15 protein-coding genes are annotated in these 20009 nt (G+C 54.9%); 5 read left to right on the top strand and 10 right to left on the bottom strand.

All coding sequences use genetic code 11. The features are described 5' to 3' along the window. Positions 1 to 106 precede the first annotated feature (106 nt). The 6 genes from M6D89_RS07455 to M6D89_RS07430 all read right to left on the bottom strand — a co-directional run bounded on the left by M6D89_RS07455 (position 107) and on the right by M6D89_RS07430 (position 9037). A complete protein-coding gene (locus M6D89_RS07455) occupies positions 107 to 1999 on the bottom strand; it encodes a bifunctional diguanylate cyclase/phosphodiesterase (protein ID WP_253967389.1) in 1893 nt (630 codons plus the stop codon). A 36-nt stretch (positions 2000 to 2035) separates the two neighbouring features. Beyond that, entirely contained in the window at positions 2036 to 2644 is a 609-nt protein-coding gene (locus M6D89_RS07450) for a transglutaminase-like cysteine peptidase (protein WP_253967388.1), read from the bottom strand. A gap of 528 nt (positions 2645 to 3172) precedes the next feature. Further along, the gene (locus tag M6D89_RS07445) at positions 3173 to 3391 is read right to left on the bottom strand and encodes a hypothetical protein (protein WP_253967387.1); all 219 of its coding nucleotides are present in this window, start codon (positions 3389 to 3391) and stop codon (positions 3173 to 3175) included. A gap of 44 nt (positions 3392 to 3435) precedes the next feature. After that, positions 3436 to 4659 carry a ribonucleotide-diphosphate reductase subunit beta gene (locus M6D89_RS07440; protein WP_253967386.1) on the bottom strand — a complete coding sequence of 408 codons (1224 nt, stop codon included), beginning with the start codon at positions 4657 to 4659 and terminating at the stop codon, positions 3436 to 3438. 59 nt (positions 4660 to 4718) lie between these two features. Beyond that, entirely contained in the window at positions 4719 to 7646 is a 2928-nt protein-coding gene (locus tag M6D89_RS07435; RefSeq protein ID WP_253967385.1) for a ribonucleoside-diphosphate reductase subunit alpha, read from the bottom strand. A gap of 563 nt (positions 7647 to 8209) precedes the next feature. Continuing rightward, positions 8210 to 9037, bottom strand: coding sequence for an outer membrane beta-barrel protein (locus M6D89_RS07430; protein ID WP_253967384.1), 828 nt, complete (start codon positions 9035 to 9037; stop codon positions 8210 to 8212). 144 nt (positions 9038 to 9181) lie between these two features. On the opposite strand from M6D89_RS07430, the gene M6D89_RS07425 reads away from it, so the two are divergent. From M6D89_RS07425 to M6D89_RS07415, 3 genes are all read left to right on the top strand, one after another. Then, positions 9182 to 10072: an AEC family transporter gene (locus M6D89_RS07425; RefSeq protein WP_253967383.1), complete on the top strand. Its 891-nt coding sequence runs from the start codon at positions 9182 to 9184 to the stop codon at positions 10070 to 10072. 63 nt (positions 10073 to 10135) lie between these two features. Further along, a complete protein-coding gene (gene purU / locus M6D89_RS07420; RefSeq protein ID WP_253967382.1) occupies positions 10136 to 10996 on the top strand; it encodes a formyltetrahydrofolate deformylase in 861 nt (286 codons plus the stop codon). A 219-nt stretch (positions 10997 to 11215) separates the two neighbouring features. Further along, on the top strand, positions 11216 to 13354 hold the full coding sequence (locus M6D89_RS07415; protein WP_253967381.1) for a methyl-accepting chemotaxis protein: 2139 nt from the start codon (positions 11216 to 11218) through the stop codon (positions 13352 to 13354). Between the two features lie 63 nt (positions 13355 to 13417). Here M6D89_RS07415 and M6D89_RS07410 read toward each other — a convergent pair whose 3' ends face one another. From M6D89_RS07410 to M6D89_RS07400, 3 genes are all read right to left on the bottom strand, one after another. Beyond that, entirely contained in the window at positions 13418 to 15148 is a 1731-nt protein-coding gene (locus M6D89_RS07410; protein WP_253967380.1) for a sodium:solute symporter family protein, read from the bottom strand. Positions 15149 to 15151: 3 nt separating this feature from the next. Then, positions 15152 to 15418, bottom strand: a complete 267-nt coding sequence (locus tag M6D89_RS07405; protein WP_253967379.1) for a DUF4212 domain-containing protein — start codon at positions 15416 to 15418, stop codon at positions 15152 to 15154. 129 nt (positions 15419 to 15547) lie between these two features. Next, the gene (locus M6D89_RS07400) at positions 15548 to 16258 is read right to left on the bottom strand and encodes a DUF6445 family protein (RefSeq protein ID WP_253967378.1); all 711 of its coding nucleotides are present in this window, start codon (positions 16256 to 16258) and stop codon (positions 15548 to 15550) included. A gap of 100 nt (positions 16259 to 16358) precedes the next feature. Between M6D89_RS07400 and M6D89_RS07395 the strand changes: the two genes are divergently transcribed. Further along, on the top strand, positions 16359 to 17678 hold the full coding sequence (locus M6D89_RS07395; RefSeq protein WP_253967377.1) for an alkaline phosphatase: 1320 nt from the start codon (positions 16359 to 16361) through the stop codon (positions 17676 to 17678). Here M6D89_RS07395 and M6D89_RS07390 read toward each other — a convergent pair. Continuing rightward, complete coding sequence (locus M6D89_RS07390; RefSeq protein ID WP_253967376.1) at positions 17655 to 19046, bottom strand: YihY/virulence factor BrkB family protein; 1392 nt, start codon at positions 19044 to 19046, stop codon at positions 17655 to 17657. The genes M6D89_RS07395 and M6D89_RS07390 overlap by 24 nt on opposite strands. A gap of 152 nt (positions 19047 to 19198) precedes the next feature. Here M6D89_RS07390 and M6D89_RS07385 point away from each other — a divergent pair, with 152 nt between their 5' ends. Continuing rightward, positions 19199 to 20005, top strand: coding sequence for an ATP-grasp domain-containing protein (locus M6D89_RS07385; protein WP_253967375.1), 807 nt, complete (start codon positions 19199 to 19201; stop codon positions 20003 to 20005). Positions 20006 to 20009 lie beyond the last annotated feature (4 nt).

The following is a 20009-nucleotide window of genomic DNA, read 5'->3' as shown; positions in this document are numbered from 1 at the left end:
CCCAGTCTGGTGAAAACAGACTGGGTGGTCGTGGCGACGTTAAAAGTGGTCTACCCGCGTTCTATTGGTTTACTGCCCGGTCTCTGATCTATCAGAGGACGGTTTTTTATTGGATAGCCGGGCCGGTGCAGGCGTCTATATTAAGCGCTGCCAGGGTTTGCTGTTCGGCGGTGGTTTGCACCCCTTCGGCGATCATAACAGCGCCCAGTGAGTGGCCAATACCACACAGGCTTTGGATAAACGGGTGGTTAGCCGTGTTGCTGTCGCAATCGCGGATAATCGCGCTGTCGACTTTTAAGTAATCCACGCCTATGCCTTCCAATTCGCGTATGCGGGTGAATTCCAGGCCCACGTGTTCCAGGCCGACTTTGCAGCCCAATAGTCTGAGTTCGGCGCTAAAGCTTTTTAATTGTGATAGCTGCCGAATGGCGCAGCTTTCGGGAAATTCCAGCCAGAGATTTTCGCACAATACTGTACTTTGTCGCAGCAGTTCGCGCACTTTGACCCGAAAGTCCACATCGCACAAGGCGCTTTCCGAGACGTTGATGGCGCAGGGCTCGCCGGTTTGTTGAATCTGTTTTATGGCCTGGTTTACCACCAGCCAGTCAATCTGCGCCAGCAGCCCCAGACGCTTGGCCCAACCTACAAAAAAGCCTGCGCTTTGCCATTCACTTTCTAGCAGCAATCTCACCGGTTGTTCCCAGTGCACCAGCGCGCCATTGTGGTCGCGCACCGCAAACTGCCCTAACTGCACTCCAGGCGATTCTAACGCTTGGGTCATGCTCTCGCGCCATTGCTGCAAATTGCGTTGTTTGCTGTGGACCTGGGCGGCGATTTGAATGCCGCGGTCTCCACGCTCTTCGGCGCGGGCCAGTAAACCGTCCAGGCGAGACAAAAGCTTGCCGTGATCTTCATTTGTTTGTATTTGGGTGGCGGCCAGGGGCAGGGCGACGGCGTTGCCCGGTGGTAAAGAGGCATCAATTAGCCTATGCAAGTGTTCGGATGATTCTTGTAGCGGAAGGTCGCTGTGGGAGACCAGGACAAAATCGGTACCATTAAGGCGTCCGGCAAACCCCTGGGTTTCGCTTGCTTGCTGCTGCAAGGTTTGGCCGATGTTGCGCAGAATATCATCCACTTGATCGCGGCCCATTGTTTGATTTAGCTGGGCTAATTCCATTAGGCGCAGTAGATAAACACTAAAGTTTTGCTCGGTGTCTTCACGGTGGATAACGCTATCCAACAAATTTAAAAAGTGGCTACGATTGGCCAAGGTGGTGGTCGGGTCTTGTTGCGATTCGCGCTGCAGTTTATCGAGCTTTTGGGTTTCTTTTTCCAGCATGGCTTTAACGCTGGCCGAGAGCTTGTTCATGGAGCGCACTAATTTGCGAAACTCGCGGGTGCGCGGTTCGGCGGAGGTAATAAAGTGACGCTGGCCAATGGATTCGGCCTGACGTACCACATGGCCCAAGGGCCGGGTAATGGCTTTTAATACGGCGGTGCCAATGAGCCCGCACACCAGGGCGGCCAGCAGTAACCACAACAACAGACGCAGGCTGCTGTCCCATAGCTCTTGCTGGGCGTAGCGGCTGTGGCTGATTACTTCAAGGCTGCCGTACTGATGCCAACCGTCCTGGATTTGCGCAATGCCCGGTTGCACCTGAATATTTAACAGTTTCTCGAACCATACTGGAACGCTTTGGGTATTGCCATTTGTTTGGTAATGACGTTCCACAATCACTTCGCCCTCGGGGTCCAGTAGGCGAATGCTCTGGTAGTGGCCGCTGTCAAACTGGGCGCTAAGCAGTAGCTCCAGCGTGACCGGGTCTTTTTCCATCTGGGTAATCGACAGCGCCAGCGAAGTGGCGTTATCGATATTTTTGAGCTGCAGTTGCTGCTCTAAGTATTCGCGAGCGGTGAGGGTGCTGATAAAAAAACTGCCGCCTAACGCCAGAATCAGAATCAGGCAGATACCGATCCACAGCTGTTTAATTAGTGACATGAGCGAATACCTCGTGTGGTGCAAAGCGTGTTCATGTTAAAACCCTTCGTCGTGCATACGTTGTAACACATCCCGCCAGCGCGACAGGCGAGAGGTGGGGTCGGACTCGGACTTGGTGCCGCCCAGCCACAGGCCCTGGCTGTTAAAGCTAAACACCGGGGTTAAATCCGGGCGCTCGCTGGCGGGTAAAATGTTGGGGTTAAGGTTATCCAGCAGCAGGGGTTCGGCGTTGGGTGAGGGGAAATACCCCAATACCATATGGGCTTGCACCCGGCCTGGGGTTTTAGCGCGCACGTAAATCAAGCGCAGCTTGTCGGCGGGTATTCCCAACTCCAGCAGCGAGAAATACTTGGCGATGCTGAAATCTTCGCAATCGCCCCCGCGTGTGCCCATGGTTTGCAGGGGGGTGGCCCAGTAGTCTTTTTGTTTCCAGAGTAAGCGGTCATCGCTGAAGGTGATGCCGAGATTAAAGAAGCGGTTTACTTGTTCCAGTTGCTCGTTTATTTCACTGTCTAGTTGTTCGTCCAGCAAGCGAAACCAGGCGTTTAGATAGGCTTGGCCGTCTTCGCCGTAACGACTTTGCATTTGCGCTTCGAGCTTGGATTGCTGCAGTGCGAGAGGGCTTAAGCCCGAGAGCATTAACATACAGGCAAGGCATAGCAGGAAAGGCCGTACTCTGAAACTGAGTCGGCTTAACGTGGCGGTAAAGTTAAGGGAATGCTGCCAGCTCAAGGGTTATTGTCTTAGTGATAATGCCATTGAGCGAGTATAGCAGTTACTTATGCGGGTTTATTGTCATTCTCGCGTAGGCGGGAATTCCGGTTGTGCTATAGATCCCCGCCTGCGCGGGGATGACGGGATTTAAAAGGGTGTGTGGAATGACGGGATTTAAGAGGGTGGTGTGGAATCACGGGAGTTAAAGGTTGGAGTGTGGATGTCGGGATTTACGGGTTGTGTGAGGAGTGGGCTTTGAGGGGTGGTGCGTGATGCGATTGGGCAAGTATAGCCGTTACTGATAAATCCTAAAGAACCGGTTGTTGTCATTCTCGCGTAGGCGAGAATTCCGGTTGTGTTGTAGATCCAGCCTGCGCGGGATGACAGGATTTGTTGATTGGTAAGGGGTGAAGTGGTTTGAGGATTACGGTATGAGATGTGACAGATTTACAGTTACTGCTAGTGCAGCGTGCGCCGGGCTTTAGGTTGGTGCTTGCTGTTTGTGTTGTCGGGGTTACCGGGCGTTGCTTGTGAAGAGGCTTGGGGCGCAGCCTGTAATTGCTGCAGCTGATGCTTCAAGCGGTTGACAACCTTGGCCATTACCTCGGTGGTTTGTTCTAACTGGTCAAGGGTGAACAGCAGTTCGTCTGGGTCGGGTAGTTTGTTGACTTTATTCATAACGTGTAAAGGATGTGGGCGGCCCCGCAGGGCCGCTTTGAGGTTTAATCCCAGCTTAGGGCACCACCGGTTTGATACTCGATCACGCGGGTTTCAAAGAAGTTTTTCTCTTTGCGCAAATCCATGATCTCGCTCATCCAGGGGTAGGGGTTCTGTGCGCCCGGGTATTGCTCTTTAAGGCCCAGCTGCGCCAAACGGCGGTTGGCGATAAAGTGCAGATACTCTTCCATGCTGGCGGCGTTCATGCCCAGCACGCCGCGGGGCATAGAGTCGCGGGCGTACTGAATTTCCAGCTCGGCGCCTTCTACGATCATCTGGGTGACTTCTTTTTGGAAGTCTTCGGTCCACAGGTGTGGGTTTTCCAGCTTGATCTGGTTGATGACGTCAATGCCGAAGTTCAGGTGCATAGACTCGTCGCGCAGAATGTACTGGAACTGCTCGGCAACACCGGTCATTTTGTTGCGACGGCCCATGGACAAAATTTGGCTGAAACCACAGTAGAAGAAGATGCCTTCGGTCACGGCGTAGAAGGCCACTAGATTGCGCAGCAACTCTTGATCGGTTTCGGGAGTGCCGGTGGTGAAAGTGGGGTCGCCCAGGGTTTGGGTGTGCTTCAGGCTCCAGGCGGCTTTAGCCGCTACCGAGGGCAGCTCGCGGTACATGTTAAAAATTTCCGCCTCGTCCATACCCAGCGACTCAATGCAGTATTGGTAAGCGTGGGTGTGAATGGCCTCTTCAAACGCCTGGCGCAGAATGTACTGACGGCACTCGGGGTTGGTGATCAGGCGGTAAATGGCCAGCACCAAGTTGTTTGCCACCAGCGAATCGGCGGTCGAGAAGTAACCCAGTGAGCGTTTAACAATGCGGCGCTCGTCTTCGGTGAGACCGTCCTGGCTTTTCCACAGGGCGATATCGGCGGTCATGTTCACTTCCTGGGGCATCCAGTGGTTGGCACAGCCGTCCAGGTATTTTTGCCAGGCCCAATCGTATTTAAACGGCACCAGCTGGTTGAGGTCAGCGCGGCAGTTAATCATCCGCTTGTCGTCTACCTCAATGCGTTGAGCGCCCATTTCCAGCTCTTCCAGACCTGGAGCCACGTCCAGTTCTTCCAGTGCTTCGCGCGCGGCTTTTACCGCATCGGTTTCAGGCGCTGCGGCGCTTTCGCTGGCAGCGGCTGACTCGGGCTGCGGCGCTTTGGGGGGCGCAGCCGGTGCAGGTTGAGGGGCAGAAGTTGCTTCTTCGGTATTAAAATCGTCCCAGCTCAGCATGGTAAGCGTATCCTTTAAATGAGTGAGTGTGCCGCCCGGCGCACCGGGCGGTCGCTAAATTACTGACAGGCTTCGCAGTCGGGGTCGTCCAGCGAGCATGCCTGGGGCACAGGCGCGGCCTGGGGCTCGGCACTTGCGCTGGCTGCCGGGGCCGCCGCCGAGGGCGCCGAACCGCCGCCCGCCGATACCGCGTTCAGTGAGCCGGTATCAATGGTGGATTTCTCGGTGGTGGTGGCGGCCAGGGCGCGCAGGTAATAGGTGGTTTTTAACCCCTGGAACCAGGCCATGCGATAGGTCACATCCAGCTTTTTACCATTGGCGCCGGCGATGTAGAGGTTCAGGCTCTGGGCCTGGTCAATCCACTTCTGACGGCGGCTGGCGGCCTCGACAATCCAGCGCGGCTCCACTTCAAAGGCGGTGGCGTACTGCTGCTTAATGGCCGCGGGGATGCGGTCAATTTTCTGCAGCGAGCCCTCGTAATATTTGAGGTCGTTGACCATCACGCTGTCCCACAGGCCGTGGGCTTTTAAGTCGCGTACCAGTGAGGGATTCACCACGGTGAACTCGCCCGACAGGTTCGATTTAACGTAGAGGTTCTGGTAGGTCGGCTCAATGGACTGGCTAACCCCGGTAATATTGGCAATGGTCGCGGTAGGCGCAATGGCCATCACGTTGGAGTTGCGCATACCTTGCGACTTAACTTTTTCGCGCAAAGTGTCCCAGTCCAGACGTTGAGTGCGGTCTTGCTGCAAGTAGTCCAGGCCGCGCTCTTTTGCCAGAATATCAATCGAGTCGATGGGCAGCTGACCTTTGCTCCACAGCGAGCCTTCAAAGGTGCTGTAGCGGCCGCGCTCGGCGGCCAGGTTAGAAGACTCTTCGATGGCGTGGTAGCTGATCGCCTCCATTGACACGTCGGCAAACTCCACCGCCTCGGGCGAGCCGTAGGCAATGTGTTGGGCGTAAAGTGCATCCTGAAAACCCATTACCCCTAAACCGATGGGACGGTGACGCAGGTTAGAGGCGCGCGCCGTATCCACCGAGTAGTAGTTAATATCGATCACGTTATCCAGCATGCGGATAGCGGTTTTGATTGTGGTAGCGAGTTTTTCGCGATCCAGCTGGCCGTCTACGATGTGTTGCGCCAGGTTGACCGAGCCCAGGTTACACACGGCAATTTCTTCATTCGCCTTGGTGTTCAGGGTAATTTCGGTACACAGGTTAGACGAGTGCACCACGCCTACGTGCTGCTGCGGGCTGCGCAGGTTACAGGCGTCTTTAAAGGTGATCCAGGGGTGGCCGGTTTCAAACAGCATACCCAGCATTTTGCGCCACAGATCAACCGCTTTAAGCGTTTTGTGAAGTTTCAGTTTGCCTTCGGCGGCCAGTTGCTCGTAGTGGGTGTAGCGGGCTTCGAACTCGGCGCCGTACAGATCGTGCAAATCGGGCACGTCGTTGGGCGAGAACAGGGTCCAGTCTTTGTCCTCAAACACGCGCTTCATAAACAGGTCGGGGACCCAGTTGGCGGTGTTCATGTCGTGGGTGCGGCGGCGGTCGTCACCGGTGTTTTTACGCAGCTCCAGAAACTCTTCAATATCCAGGTGCCAGGTTTCCAGGTAGGCACAGACAGCGCCTTTGCGCTTGCCGCCCTGGTTTACCGCAACGGCGGTATCGTTGGCCACTTTTAGGAAGGGGACAACGCCCTGAGAGCGGCCGTTGGTGCCTTTAATGTAGGCGCCCAGCGAACGCACCGGGGTCCAGTCGTTACCCAGGCCGCCGGCAAATTTGCTCAGCATGGCGTTGTCTTGCATCGCGCCATAAATGCCGTGCAGGTGATCGGGCACGGTGGTCAGGTAGCAAGACGACAACTGCGGGCGTAGGGTGCCGGCGTTAAACAGGGTTGGAGTCGAGCTCATGTAATCAAACGAGCTGAGCAGCTTGTAGAACTCAATCGCACGCTCTTCGCGGTTGTCTTCTTCAACCGCCAGGCCCATGGCGACACGCATAAAGAACACCTGGGGCAGTTCGATGCGCACGTCGTTGCTGTGAATAAAGTAGCGGTCGTACAGGGTTTGCAGCCCCAGATAGGTGAACTGCAAATCGCGCTCGGCCAAGAGGGCATTGCCCAGTTTTTCCAGATCAAAATTAAGCAGTTCGGGGTCCAGCAATTCCAGCTCGACGCCTTTGCGGACATAGGCGGGCAGGGCGCGGGCGTAGTAGGTGTGCATCTCGGCCTGAGTGGCGGCCTCGGCAATGCCCAAAAAGCCCAGGGCCTCGGCGCGCAGCTTGTCCATTAGCAGGCGGGCGGTAGCGTAGCTGTAGTTGGGCTCTTTCTCTACCAGAGTGCGGGCGGTGATCACCAGCGAGGTGTTTACATCGTGCAGTGACACGCCGTCGTAGAGATTGCGCATGGCTTCGTCGAGAATGGCGCGCTCATTGACGTCTTCCAGTCCTTCACAGGCCTCGCTGACAATGGTGCGTACCCGGGCCATATCCAAAGGCGCGGTGCTGCCGTCGTCCAAGGTGATTTGTACGGTGGGGTATTCCGGGTCGGCGGCGACTTCTTGCGCAGCGGGGCTGGTCTCGGCCGCGCGCAAGCGGGCGTGCTCTTCGCGGTAGAGTACGTAATCGCGGGCGACTTTGTGTTCGCCCGAGCGCATCAGAATCAACTCTACCTGGTCTTGAATATCTTCAATGTGTACGGTGCCGCCTGAGGGCATGCGGCGCTTAAAGGTCGCGGTAATTTGCTTGGTCAGGTTGTCCACGGTTTCGTGAACCCGGCTGGAGGCCGCTGCAGTGCCGCCTTCCACGGCCAGAAACGCTTTGGTCATGGCCACCGCAATTTTGCTGATATCAAAGGGAACCACGGTGCCATTGCGTTTGATAACCCGCAATTGGCCGGGGGCGGTGGCTTCAAGGTCGTGCTTGCTGCTAGAGGGCGAGCCGGCTTGGGGCTGGGCGACTTGAGGCTGGTCAGTTTCTGTATACATTAAGTTCTCCGCGAAGGTTCCCTGTCGAAATTCACAATGGCCGGTGCCTCAGGCGGGATGCCTGGGTGGGCCTGTTTTTGTTTGTACGTAAAAGTAGCAATGGTTACAGCGCTTCACCCCGACGACGGGGGAAGGGTACATCGGATCTGGGGCTGGTTAGCGGGACCGAGCAAAGGCTGCTCGTCCCCCAGCGGGCGCTAACACGACGCCAAGTGCGCCGGATCAGAGCCGAAAATACGTAAAAAATGCTTCGTTGCGCGCGTTTTGCAAGCCACTATCATGTGTGGGCTTTGGAGTGCGAAACCCTATATATGGGTGTTTTGTTGAAGCGGGATACAAGATAATGCGGTTTTAGAGCGAATGCAAGTGCAGAAGTTTGCCGGCAAGCTGTGGATAAGGTGTGAGTATCCGGTTAAGTTGGTGGCCACTAACTTCGAGCGCCCGTGTCGCGCTGGCGAGAAGCATCCGGGGGTTGAAATCCCCCGGATTAGAATAAATTTTTATGACAGCGACCTTGCTTATTCGGCAGAATCAATTGGACTCTGACCGAGCCTGAAGCTCCCTTAAAACCGCATCACCGCGTAGACCGTGGGGCCCTCAAATAAACTGTCGAACGAGCTGGTCAAACGCTCGCCGTGCTTGGTTACGCCGTAATCGATATAGCGGTAACCCGCCCCGATACCAAAGTGATCGGTGAGGGCGTAATCAATTTCCAGCTCCAGCGCGGTCAGTTCGCCATCATAGTCGTCGTAGTTAAGCGACAGCCAGCCGAGAGTGGTGGAGGCTTCGATACGCTCGGTGATGTTCCATTGGCCAAAAAGCACAATGTTGGGGAGCGGGGCGGTGACTTCGCTCGATTCCGAGCCCAGTGATTCGGTGCGGTCGTTCGCCTGTAGTTCGACGTCCATACTCAAGCCGAACTCCACCACATGAATCCCCAGGCCTGCATCAATTTTAAGCGCCGGGGATTGGTAGAGCTCGTAGCCTAGGTTGACGATATAAAGATCGGCGTTGAAGGTAGAATCTATATTCAGCTCGCCCTCGACCGAATCGATGTCCGCGGGGATATCCAAGTCACCGAATTCAAAGTAGAAGTTCTCGTCAACGCTGCCCTCGCTGTCGAACTGCGAAATATTGCCCCACAACTGCCAGCGCTCGGCAAATTGCCATTTGCCGCTCACCCAGAAATTGGTTTGCGAGTCGTCGTGCCCTAGCGTTTGTAGGCTAAGGTCGGTGCCGCCAGTATCATTGCCCGACGACACTGTGGCATCGGTGGTTTGCGCAAATGCGCCCAGTTTGAGTTGCACGGTGGGGTCTTGGGCCCAGGCCGGAGCAGATGTCCCTAAAACCAGTGTCATTAGGCCAGCAAGGTAGGACAGTGTGCATTTCATTATTCGGCAGCTTCCTGTGGTTTATTACGTGGGTGAGGTTATTGTAGGGGAATTCGACCCAAAAGGCTCGGGCTCTGACGACGGAGTTTGCGCCCGGCATGCTACCATTGTCTCAACCTTCAGATTTTAACCAGTGCACTCCCTATGTTACTGCTTACCTTGTTGCCTGTGTTGGCGCCGGTGTTTATTGCCACTGCGATTGGTGTGGTGTGGGCTAAAAGTGGAGCCGACTACCCCTCGGATTTTATTGGCCGCCTGGTCATGAACATCGGCACTCCTTGCTTGATTGTGGCGTCCCTGGCGCAGACCGAGGTGGAGCTTGCCAGCATTTCGCGCGTGGCCCTGGCGGCGGCGCTAATCATCTTTTTAACTGGTGTCATGGGTGCGCTCATTTTGCGCAGCAGTGGTAAGCCCTTGGCCACGTATTTGCCGCCGCTTATCTTACCCAATAACGGCAATATGGGGTTGCCCGTGTGTCTGTTTGCCTTTGGTGATCAAGGCCTGGCACTGGCGCTGGGGTACTTTTTGGTCATGATGATGAGCACCTTTACTTTCGGCATTACTCTGGTGGCCGGCGGGGGCAGTTGGCGCGCTACTGCTTCGCAGGTGTTGCGCCAGCCGGTGCTGTGGGCCATGGTGGTGGGGCTGTGGGTATTGCTGATGGATATTGCGCTGCCCCAATGGGTGATTAATACCGTCGATTTGCTGGGTGGTTTCGCGATTCCTTTGATGATGATTACCCTCGGGGTATCTCTGGGGCGTTTAAAAGTAACGCGCTGGCGCGGCAGTGTCGTTTACAGTTCACTGCGCATTGGCGGCGGCCTGCTGGTGGGCTGGGGCGTTGCCTGGGGGCTGGGGCTTGAGGGCGTCGAACGCGGAGTGGTGCTCTTGCAGTCGGCCATGCCGGTGGCCGTTTTTACCTATTTGCTGGCGCTGCGCTACCAGCGCGATCCGCAAGAGGTGGCCGCTATGGTGGTGGCATCCACTGGACTCGCCTTTTTTACCCTGCCGCTTATTTTGTGGTGGGTGTTGTAGTGCGCTTGCGAGGCGCCAGAGCTTGCTATAGGCTTTGCCCGGCAGAAATTAACGGAGACCGGCATGGCCAGTGTGCGAGAAATAATTTTAACCTTTAGTTGTCAAGACAGCCGCGGGCTGGTGGCCCGGGTGGCCACTTTGTTTGCCGAGCGCGGATTTAATATTCGCGAATCCTCCCAGTTTGAAGACACGGACAAAAAGCGCTTTTTTATGCGCACCGTGTTCGAGTGCCCCGAAGGTGCTACCTTAAGTGAGATCGAGCAGATGTTTACCCCGGTGGCCGATGAGTACGGCATGGACTGGCAGCTGAGCGATAGTGATTGCAAGCCCAAAGTTCTGATCGCGGTATCGCAATGGGGACACTGTTTAAGTAATTTGCTTAACAGCTGGAAGGTTGGGTCACTGCCTGTGGATATTGTCGGGGTGGTCTCCAACCACGAGGTAATGCGCCCTTTAACCGAATGGTACGACTTACCCTTTCATTATTTACCCATCACGCCCGAAACCAAGCCAGAACAGGAAGCGGCTATTTCGCAACTGATGGCGTCAACTCGGGCGGATTGTCTGGTACTGGCCCGCTACATGCAAATCCTTTCTAATGACCTGTGCCGCGAGCTGGAAGGGCGGGCCATTAATATTCATCACTCGTTCCTCCCCGGTTTTAAAGGTGCGCGCCCCTACCACCAAGCCTATGAGCGTGGGGTAAAGTTGATTGGTGCCACCGCGCATTTTGTGACCGCCGATTTGGACGAAGGCCCTATTATCGAACAGGCGGTGGAGCGTGTTTCCCACGTTAACTCCCCCGACGAGATGGCTGAAATTGGCCGCGATATTGAAGCGGTGGTCTTAAACCGGGCACTGCGTTGGCACGCTGAACACCGGGTGCTGTTAAATGGCAGTAAAACCGTGGTGTTTAGCCGCTAACAAGTCCCGTCTATTTTATTTTACAGGGTGCACCATTTTGACTCGCAAGATGGTGCGCCTTTTTCATTTCTGCACCAATCTGGTTCTTTTTGTTTTTCCTAGGTATTTCTGGAGCGCATAGCAAGGCGCTAAAACTTGGCGCATTTTCTGCTATTTATTCGGTAGCTGTTTATGCGCAGATGTTGATTCCAACCAAAACCTATTTGAGCCAGAGATAAGATGAATCTAAAAAGTCACAGTATGCAGTTATCGGCCAGCGAAAAAGGTTGGCTGAAGTGGTGGGGCGGCGATGGCAAGTTCAGTATGGGGTGGTCCTGCTGGTTAAATCGCAGCCGTTATGCGCTAATGGAGCAGGCGTTTGAAAGTATCGCTAACACCCGTATTCGCCTGATGCACCAGTGGGTGGAAGGCCAGTGGCGCCACCTGCAGAGTGTCGCGGCTCGCCTGCAGCAGGACGATACCGCCACCGATGTACTGCCGCGCCAGCTGCAGCGCATGAAAGACTGCTCTGAATTATTTCTAATTGATTCCACCGGCACGGTGCTCGAATCCAGCTACCCGTCCCACCAAGGGACGCGCGACTTGGATACCAAAGCATTGTCCGCGGGTTTGGCTGAACCTTTTTTGCATGGCCCCTATGTCGATAAATTAACCGAAACCATCGGCGCGTCCAGCTCCAAATTTCATGACGCCGTAACCCTGATGTTTTACTTGCCGGTTACCTTGCCCGACGGCTCGCCCGGCAGCTTGTGCGCGCGCTACCCCAACGATGTGCTCAGCGATTTGATTCAGCGTGAAGCGGGGCATATTTTTACCGAGTCGGGCGATAATTATTTGTTTATGGTCAAGTCTAACTTTGACCCCAGCATTGTCCCGGGCACAGCCCTGTCACGCTCGCGCTTTGAGGACAGCACTTTCTCGCATGGCGAGAATTTAAAATCCGGTATTCATACCGATTACGGGGTGGTGAAAGTACGCCATCACACCGAGTTTGAAATTCGCTTTACCGATCCGGCCACCGGCCAGCTACACCCCGGGGTGCGCGAAACCATCCGCAATGGCAACAACTTATTCGTTACCTATCCCGGCTACTCAGATTACCGCCACATTCCCGTCATTGGTAAGGGTGTCACCTTCAGTTTAAAGGGATCGCCCGATCAGTGGGGCATGATGTGTGAGGGCGATTTGGAAGAGGTTTACCGCTTTCGCTCGGTGACGTATCTAATGATGCGGTTGTACATTTTGTCGGTACTGTTTGCGTTTGCGGGCAATGGCTTGCTCCACAGCTTTACCGAGCTGCCATTGTGGGGAATTAACCTCGCGACCGCCGGTTTGTTAGTGGGCGCCGGTTTGTTCTTTCGTCAGCGTGGGCCCCGGAGGCTGGCGCGGCGCATTGGTAAAATGACCGAGATGATCCACACCATTGCCGAGGGCGGGGGCAACCTGCGCCAGCGCCTGGATACCAAACGCTTAGCCGCCGATGAGACCGGTGACTTGGGCCGCTGGACCAACAGCTTTATCGACAACTTGGACAATATTGTGGGGGAAGTCATTGGTGCCGCCCAGGATGTTAAAAGCAACAGCGATCAGATGATGAGTCGCAACGATCAGGCGCGTGAGACCTCGCAAACCGTGTCTCAATCGATTGAGCAAATGTTGCATTTGATTGAGAGCCAGATGGGCGAAATCTCTAACGCCAGTGATACTGCCCAGCGGATGCGTCAAACCATGGATGAGGTCGTGGCCCAAGCCCGTGATCAGTTAACCGCTGTGCAAACCGGCACCCAGTCCATTCGCGATGTGGTGGATACCTCGGCGAAGACCATTCACAGCCTCAACCAGCAAACCACCGAAATTGCCGGTATGGTTACTATGATTGGCGGTATTACCGAACAGACCAATTTGCTTGCCCTAAACGCCGCTATTGAAGCGGCCCGCGCCGGCGAGCATGGTCGCGGGTTCTCGGTGGTCGCCGAAGAGGTGCGCTCGCTGGCGGCGCGCACGGCTAAAGTGGCCGATGAGATTACCGCGAAAATCCAGACTATTGAAGCCGAATCGCAAGAGGCGGCGCGCTATATGGAAACCAGTATTGAAGAGGTGGACAAAGGCTTAAAACTGGCTGAAGCATCTTCCTCGGATAACTCCGAGCTCCACGAAATCGTCGCGAAAATGTTCGATGCTATTCAGGATATTGAACAGAGCAGCCGTCAAAGCGGTGAGCGGGTACGCGAAGTGGCCGACTCCAGTGGCGCCATGTCACAAGTGTATAGGGTGTTGCGCGGCAGTTCGGACCGCTTACAGAACACCGCGGTTACCTTGCATCAGTTGGTGGATTCGTTTCAGGTGACGGTTCGTTGATCGCGAGTAACTGCGATTACAAAAAAGCCGGGCTTGTCGCCCGGCTTTTTTGTGGTTGAGGTTTTAGTGAGCCGCCGGTGGTGGCTCCGTGGTATCCGCCAACTGCTCGGGGTAGCGGATGGATTCCACCATCGCCTGGACTTCTGCCGGTGCGGGTTTGGTAAAGCTCCACACCGTTAATGCGACCGCGACGTTAATCAGCATACCCAGGGTGCCAATGCCTTCGGGGGAAATACCCAACAGCCAGTATTCCGGCGTGTTCGGTAGCAGTGGCTCCATAAAAATGCCTTTAAACACCACGATATAGGTGGCGGTAAACAAAATGCCCGTTACCATCCCGGCAATCGCCCCCTCGCGATTCATAGACTTAAAGAAGATGCCCATAATGATTGCGGGGAAGAAACTGGACGCCGCCAGACCAAAGGCAAAGGCCACCACCTCGGCGACAAACCCGGGTGGGTTTATCCCCAGGTAACCGGCCACCGTGACCGCGACCGCCGCCGCGATGCGGGCGAACAACAGCTCCTGTTTTTCGGTGATGTTGGGCATTAAGTTGCGCTTTAATAAATCGTGGGATATTGACGTGGAGATCACCAGCAATAACCCAGCGGCGGTCGAGAGCGCCGCCGCCACCCCGCCGGCCGCAATCAGCGCAATGACCCAACCCGGTAGCTGAGCGATCTCTGGAGTGGCCAGCACCATAATATCCCGGTCGATGGTCATTTCATTGCGCTCGTCGCCGCTGTAAAACATGCGGCCATCGTTGTTTTTATCCTCCCAGCTGACCAGGCCCGTGGTTTCCCAGTTGGATACCCACTCGGGCGCCTCGGCGGCCGCTACCCCCTGAGCCTCGGGGCCGTTAATGGTGTCCACCATATTCACCCGGGCAAATACCGCTACCGCCGGAGCCGTGGTGTATAAAATGGCAATAAAAATAAGCGCCCAGCCGGCACTTTTGCGTGCGTCGCGTACCTTGGGGACGGTGAAAAAGCGCACAATCACATGGGGTAGACCGGCAGTGCCCACCATCAGGGCGGCGGTAATAAAGAACATATCAATGGTGGATTTTTTGCCTTCGGTATAGGCGTTAAACCCCAGCTCGGTACTGAGACCATCGAGTTTATCCAGCAGAAACTGTCCGCTGCCATCGGCCAGGGTGCTGCCCATACCCACTTGCGGAATGGGCGAGCCGGTCATCATAATGCTCAGAAAAATAGCCGGTACCATAAAGGCGAAAATCAGCACGCAATACTGCGCCACCTGGGTATAGGTAATACCTTTCATACCCCCCAGCACCGCGTAGAAAAACACAATGCCCATGCCGATAATAATGCCCCAGGTAATGTCCACCTCAAGAAAGCGCGAAAACACCACACCCACACCGCGCATTTGTCCGGCGACATAAGTGAAAGAGACAAATATTGCACAGATAACGGCAACAGTTCGCGCCGTTTGAGAGTAGTAGCGGTCGCCGATAAAATCCGGCACGGTAAACTTACCGAACTTGCGCAAATAGGGCGCCAGACACAATGCCAGCAGCACATAGCCGCCGGTCCAGCCCATCAAATATACACTGCCGTCGTAGCCGCTAAACGAGATTAACCCGGCCATGGAAATAAACGAAGCGGCGCTCATCCAATCGGCGGCAGTGGCCATACCATTCGCCAGGGGTGGGACATGGCCACCGGCGACATAAAAATCCTGGGTGCTGGCCGCGCGCGCCCAAATCGCAATGCCGATATACAGCGCGAAGGTCAGGCCCACAATAATAAAGGTTAAAATTTGAACATCCACGGGTTACTTCTCCTCAACGCCGAATTTGCGATCGAGCTGATTCATTACCCGAACATAAATAAAAATCAGGATCACAAAGGTATAAATGGATCCCTGCTGGGCAAACCAGAAGCCGAGCTTAAAACCGCCCAGGCGTATGGCGTTGAGTTGATCCACAAATAAAATACCGGCGCCGTAGGACACGACAAACCAGATGCTTAACAGAATCAGTAACCAGCGGATATTGGCCCGCCAATAGGCGCGCGCCGCATCTTCAGAGGCGAAACTCATAGGGTGTACTCCGGTTTATTTTTATTAATTAGGCAAGGCAACACTAAAGGACTTGACGAGGGAGCGCAAGTAATCCGTTACACACGGTAGGCTTGCTAAGGAACCGCTGAGGACTTAATCAGAGGTTCCCTAACCGACCAGAAAAGTATTAATCGATAGTCGGGCCGCGGCCGGATCGCGGGAAAAATCAAAGTTCGGACCGATCATGCCCGAGTGCAGGCTGGTGCAGCGGTACAGCAGTAAACGGTTAAAGCGCGCGGGAAACTGCTCAATTTGCTCAAACAGCTCAGTATCGCCACGAATGTAATCGGCGGGTGGAACCTTGCCGTTTTGCAGTTGCTGTTCAACCGCTTGTGAATAGGCCTTGATGCGGGAGGTATCAACAGACTCAAAACCGGTTTTGCGGTGGCGATAAAAAGCTGTACCACCATACTCTTCGCGCTCCCGATTGCACAAAAAATACACACTGGCCAGCTCGCGCCGATTGAGAGAATCAAAATGTGGCAAGCGCTGTAACACTTTGAGCGTGGCCGGCGCCTGAGTCACTAAAGAGTAACTGGACTCCGCGGCGTTTATATCCCCCGGTTGGGTATTAAAAATACGCGCCAGCAATTGCGGTAGGCTGGTTCTAAGGGCGCGGGTATACACGTCAGGCGCGTTAACCCGATGCCCCGGGTAGAGCTTTTTTTCGGGTGCAAACTCACATTGGCAGGCGTATTCAATCAGCGCCTCGGGGTTGAGTAGAAAGTCGTCAATGATCAATACAGGCTGTCGCTCTGAGCCCATCTCGTGGTGAAAAATGCGGGCGTGCGGGTTTAATCGAACATCTTCTAAGGCCATAAAACCACGTGTTTATTAAGCACAGTTGTCATTATTTTCGGTTAGGATGCACTATAGCGTGGGCGCGATAAGCCGTGCAACGATAACTGAGGAGCTAAATATGAAAACTCTATTGGCACTGTTTGTCTGTGTCATTGCCAGTGCGGCGACTGCGGAACAAAAACAACCCAATATTATCTATTTTATTGGTGACGGTATGGGCATGGAATATGTAAGCGCCTATCGCCACTACCGGGATAACCCCGACACGCCAGCGGTAGAGACAACCTGGTTTGACCGGCACTTGGTGGGTACAGCCAGTACTCACCCCGAAGACGCGCTGCAGGTGACAGATTCGGCCGCCAGCGCCACCGCCTTGGCGGCTGGAATTAAAACCTACAATGGCGCCATTGGTGTGGATGGGCAAAAACAACCGGTAGAAACCATACTGGAGCGAGCCCGAACTAAGGGCTACCAGACCGCCATGGTGGTCACCAGCCAAATCAATCACGCCACCCCCGCGAGCTTTGCCGCGCATATCGACAGCCGACAAAAATACGATGCTATTGCTGATCAGTATCTGGATAACCGCTATCAAGGTAAGCCCTGGGTGGACATTTTATTTGGCGGTGGTCAGCGTTATTTTTTGCGCGACGATCGCAACCTGGTTCAGGCGTTTACCGAATTGGGCTACGCCTATGCCGATAATTACGATGATGTCGCCGCAATCAAACACTTGCCCGCCCTCGCTCTGTTGGCGGATAAGGGGTTGCCTTTTGCTATCGACAGTAAAGAGCCGCGTCGCTTGAGTTTTCTAACCCAAAAGGCTCTGTCGCTTTTGGGCGAAGAAAAGCCCTTCTTTTTGTTGGTGGAGGGCAGTCAGATAGACTGGTGTGGACACGCCAATGATATCGCCTGTGTGATGCATGAAATGCACGACGCTGAAAAAACGCTGCAAGCGTTAGAGGACTATATAAACAGTCACCCTAATACCTTGCTGGTAGCGACTGCCGATCACTCTACCGGCGGCTTGAGTATGGGCCGTGATGGCGACTATGCCTGGCGCGCGGATGTCGTGCAGGGCATTAAGGCATCGGCCAATACCCTTACCGATCAGCTATTAAGCGCAAACGACTGGTACCGGGAGTGGCTGGCGTTAACCGCGATTGAGCTGAGCGGGGACGATCGAGCCGCACTTAAGCAAAGCATTGATCGCGTGGCCGCGGGGGAAACCCGGGCGGATAAAAATACAGCTCAAACCGAGTTGCGGGGGCAGCTTTTGGCCGCAATAGATAAGGCCAGTGTAACCGGCTGGACCACGTCGGGTCATACCGGTGGCGATGTGGGGGTTTGGGCACTGGGCGAGGGCGCCCAGGCTTTTGTGGGCCAGCAGGACAATACCCAGCTGGCGCATCAGTTATTCCGGCTTTTGGGGGAGTAACTGGCTGCTATCGGCTGTGGTCGGTTCTCGAACCCAGTCGGCCAGAGTGATGCCGTCTAGCGAATTGTGCAATGGCTCTTCAAAGCGTTGCATAACCTCGGTTACGGCTTTTTCTGACAATAGTGAAGAGGGCAGGAGGGTTTCCTCAATGCGAATCGCGGTCAGGGTTTCTCCCAGCGTAATGTGGTCCAGTGAGCGCGCTGGGATCAGTTGGTTGGCATCAGCGCCCGCATAGGCCACCAGTTTGTGTTTTTGCAGTTTGCGAATCATCCGTTGGATGGTTTCCGGCCCCACTGACAGGCTTGATTCCATTTGTGCAATGGCCACCCCGCCGCCATCGCAATCAAACTGATGGGCCACCCGGTACATCACCGCCAGGCCGGTTAATTCATCCACTCGCGCCGAGGGTTTGTTTACTCGCGAGCGGGTAATTTGCTGCGCGTGCTGCGAGTAAAACGCCACCGCCGCGCCGCTGAGCAAAATCAACCACGCCAAGTACAGCCAGATTAGCAGCAAAATGCCCACTGCAAACCCCGAGTAAATAGCGGTGTACTTGGTGGAGTTAGAAACAAACAGGGTGAAGCCAAAAATAGAGGTTTGCCAAATAGCGCCGGCGACCAAGCCGCCTAAAAAGGCGTGCCGCAATTTGACCTTGGTGTTGGGGATAAAGGTATACAGGAATGTAAACAGACCGATAATGATCGCGTAGGGTGTCAATTTGGTCAAAAAGCTATACACCCAGCCCAAAGGCGCAAAAGTGATTAACTGCTGTATTGCGCTGCTGTTTACCAGTGCCGCAGTAGCCCCCATTGCCGAGAACACCAAAAGCGGGCCGATCAAGACCACGCTTAAATAACTGCTAAAACGTTGAGCCAGCGAGCGGCTTTCACTGACGCGCCAAATCTCGTTAAACGAGCGCTCGATTTTCTGAATCAGCGAGATGACCGTGTAAATCAGCAGCCCCAGGCCCACTGAACCCAGCACCCCGACTTTTACGTTATCGACAAAGTCGAGCACATTATCGACGACTTCAGGGCCGCGCTCGCCCAGGGGGGCGGCCAGCAGGTTTTGTAGCAGCGGCTCAAGCTGGTTGTGCACGCCGAAGCCCTTGAGCACGGAAAAACTTAAGGCCAGTAAGGGGACAAAAGAGAGCAGGGTGGTATAAACCAAGCTCATGGCGTGCAAGGTAATATGGCCGCGCACCAGATCGCGCACCACCGCAATAAACACCCGCGACATATGCCAAAAACGCTGGTGAACTTTAGAGCGATGTGCAGTTTCAACCTGCCACAGCCAGGCGTCCAAACGCTTAAACGCGATCTCCAGTTTTTGGCCCAAGCTGCGATCTTGCCCCGCCGGTTCTGGCATAGTGAAATCCTCGTGTGTGAGAGTGGAGCATAGCGAAGGCGCGGCCGATTCTGCAAGCTGGTGAGCCGTTATTTAGGCGATCAGGGGGGCGCTAAAAACGCTTGCGCTGGGCCCTATTTGGGGTAATATCCGCTTTTTCGAGACTTGCCCCGATGATCTCATTCAATCCGTTCCGTACCCTGGGTTTGGCCAACACCCGGTTTATCAAGCCCGAGCTGTATTTACAGCACCGCGATCTGTTGCAACAGGCGGACTGGGTGTTGTTCCCCGAATACTGGCAGGTTAACGCGCTGGTGTATGGCCTGGGCTGTCGCATCTTTCCCAGTATGGCGAGCTACGTGATTGGTCACAATAAAATCGAAATGACCCGTGCCTTTGAGGCGGTGGCGCCCGCCTATACACCGTTTACCCTGATTGCCGCCAATACCGATACTGAGGCGGAGCGCATTTGGCAGTCTATGGACTTACCCTTTGTGGTCAAACTGCCCAAATCCAGCATGGGCGAGGGGGTATGGCGGGTCGAGAATCGGGCGGATTTTAATCGCTACCGCGAGTTGACCGATACGCTTTACGCGCAGGAGTATTTACCCATTGATCGGGATATTCGCGTGGTTGTGGTGGGCCGGCAAGTTGTGACCGCTTATTGGCGCCAGCAAAGCGAGCAGGGGTTTTACAATAATGTCGCCCGAGGTGGCATTGTGGATCACTCGCCAGTGCCTTATCAGGCGGTGCAATTGGCTTTGCAAGTAGCCGCCTGTTTAGAGGTAAATCACGCCGGATTCGATATTGCTATGGTGGGCGATCATCCCTATTTGCTGGAGTTTAACCGCTTGTTCGGCAATGCGGGTATTCCCGGTGGCGGCGCCACCTTAACCCAGGCCATTGCCGATTGTTTGGCCGCCGACGCCGTACGCCCGAAAGCACGAAAAGCGGTTGTTATTACTCCCGAAGCTATTTAACGAA

Source organism: Gilvimarinus xylanilyticus (assembly GCF_024195295.1).
In the GTDB taxonomy this organism is placed as follows: Bacteria; Pseudomonadota; Gammaproteobacteria; order Pseudomonadales; family Cellvibrionaceae; genus Gilvimarinus; species Gilvimarinus xylanilyticus.
This window is presented reverse-complemented; position numbering and strand designations above follow the sequence as displayed.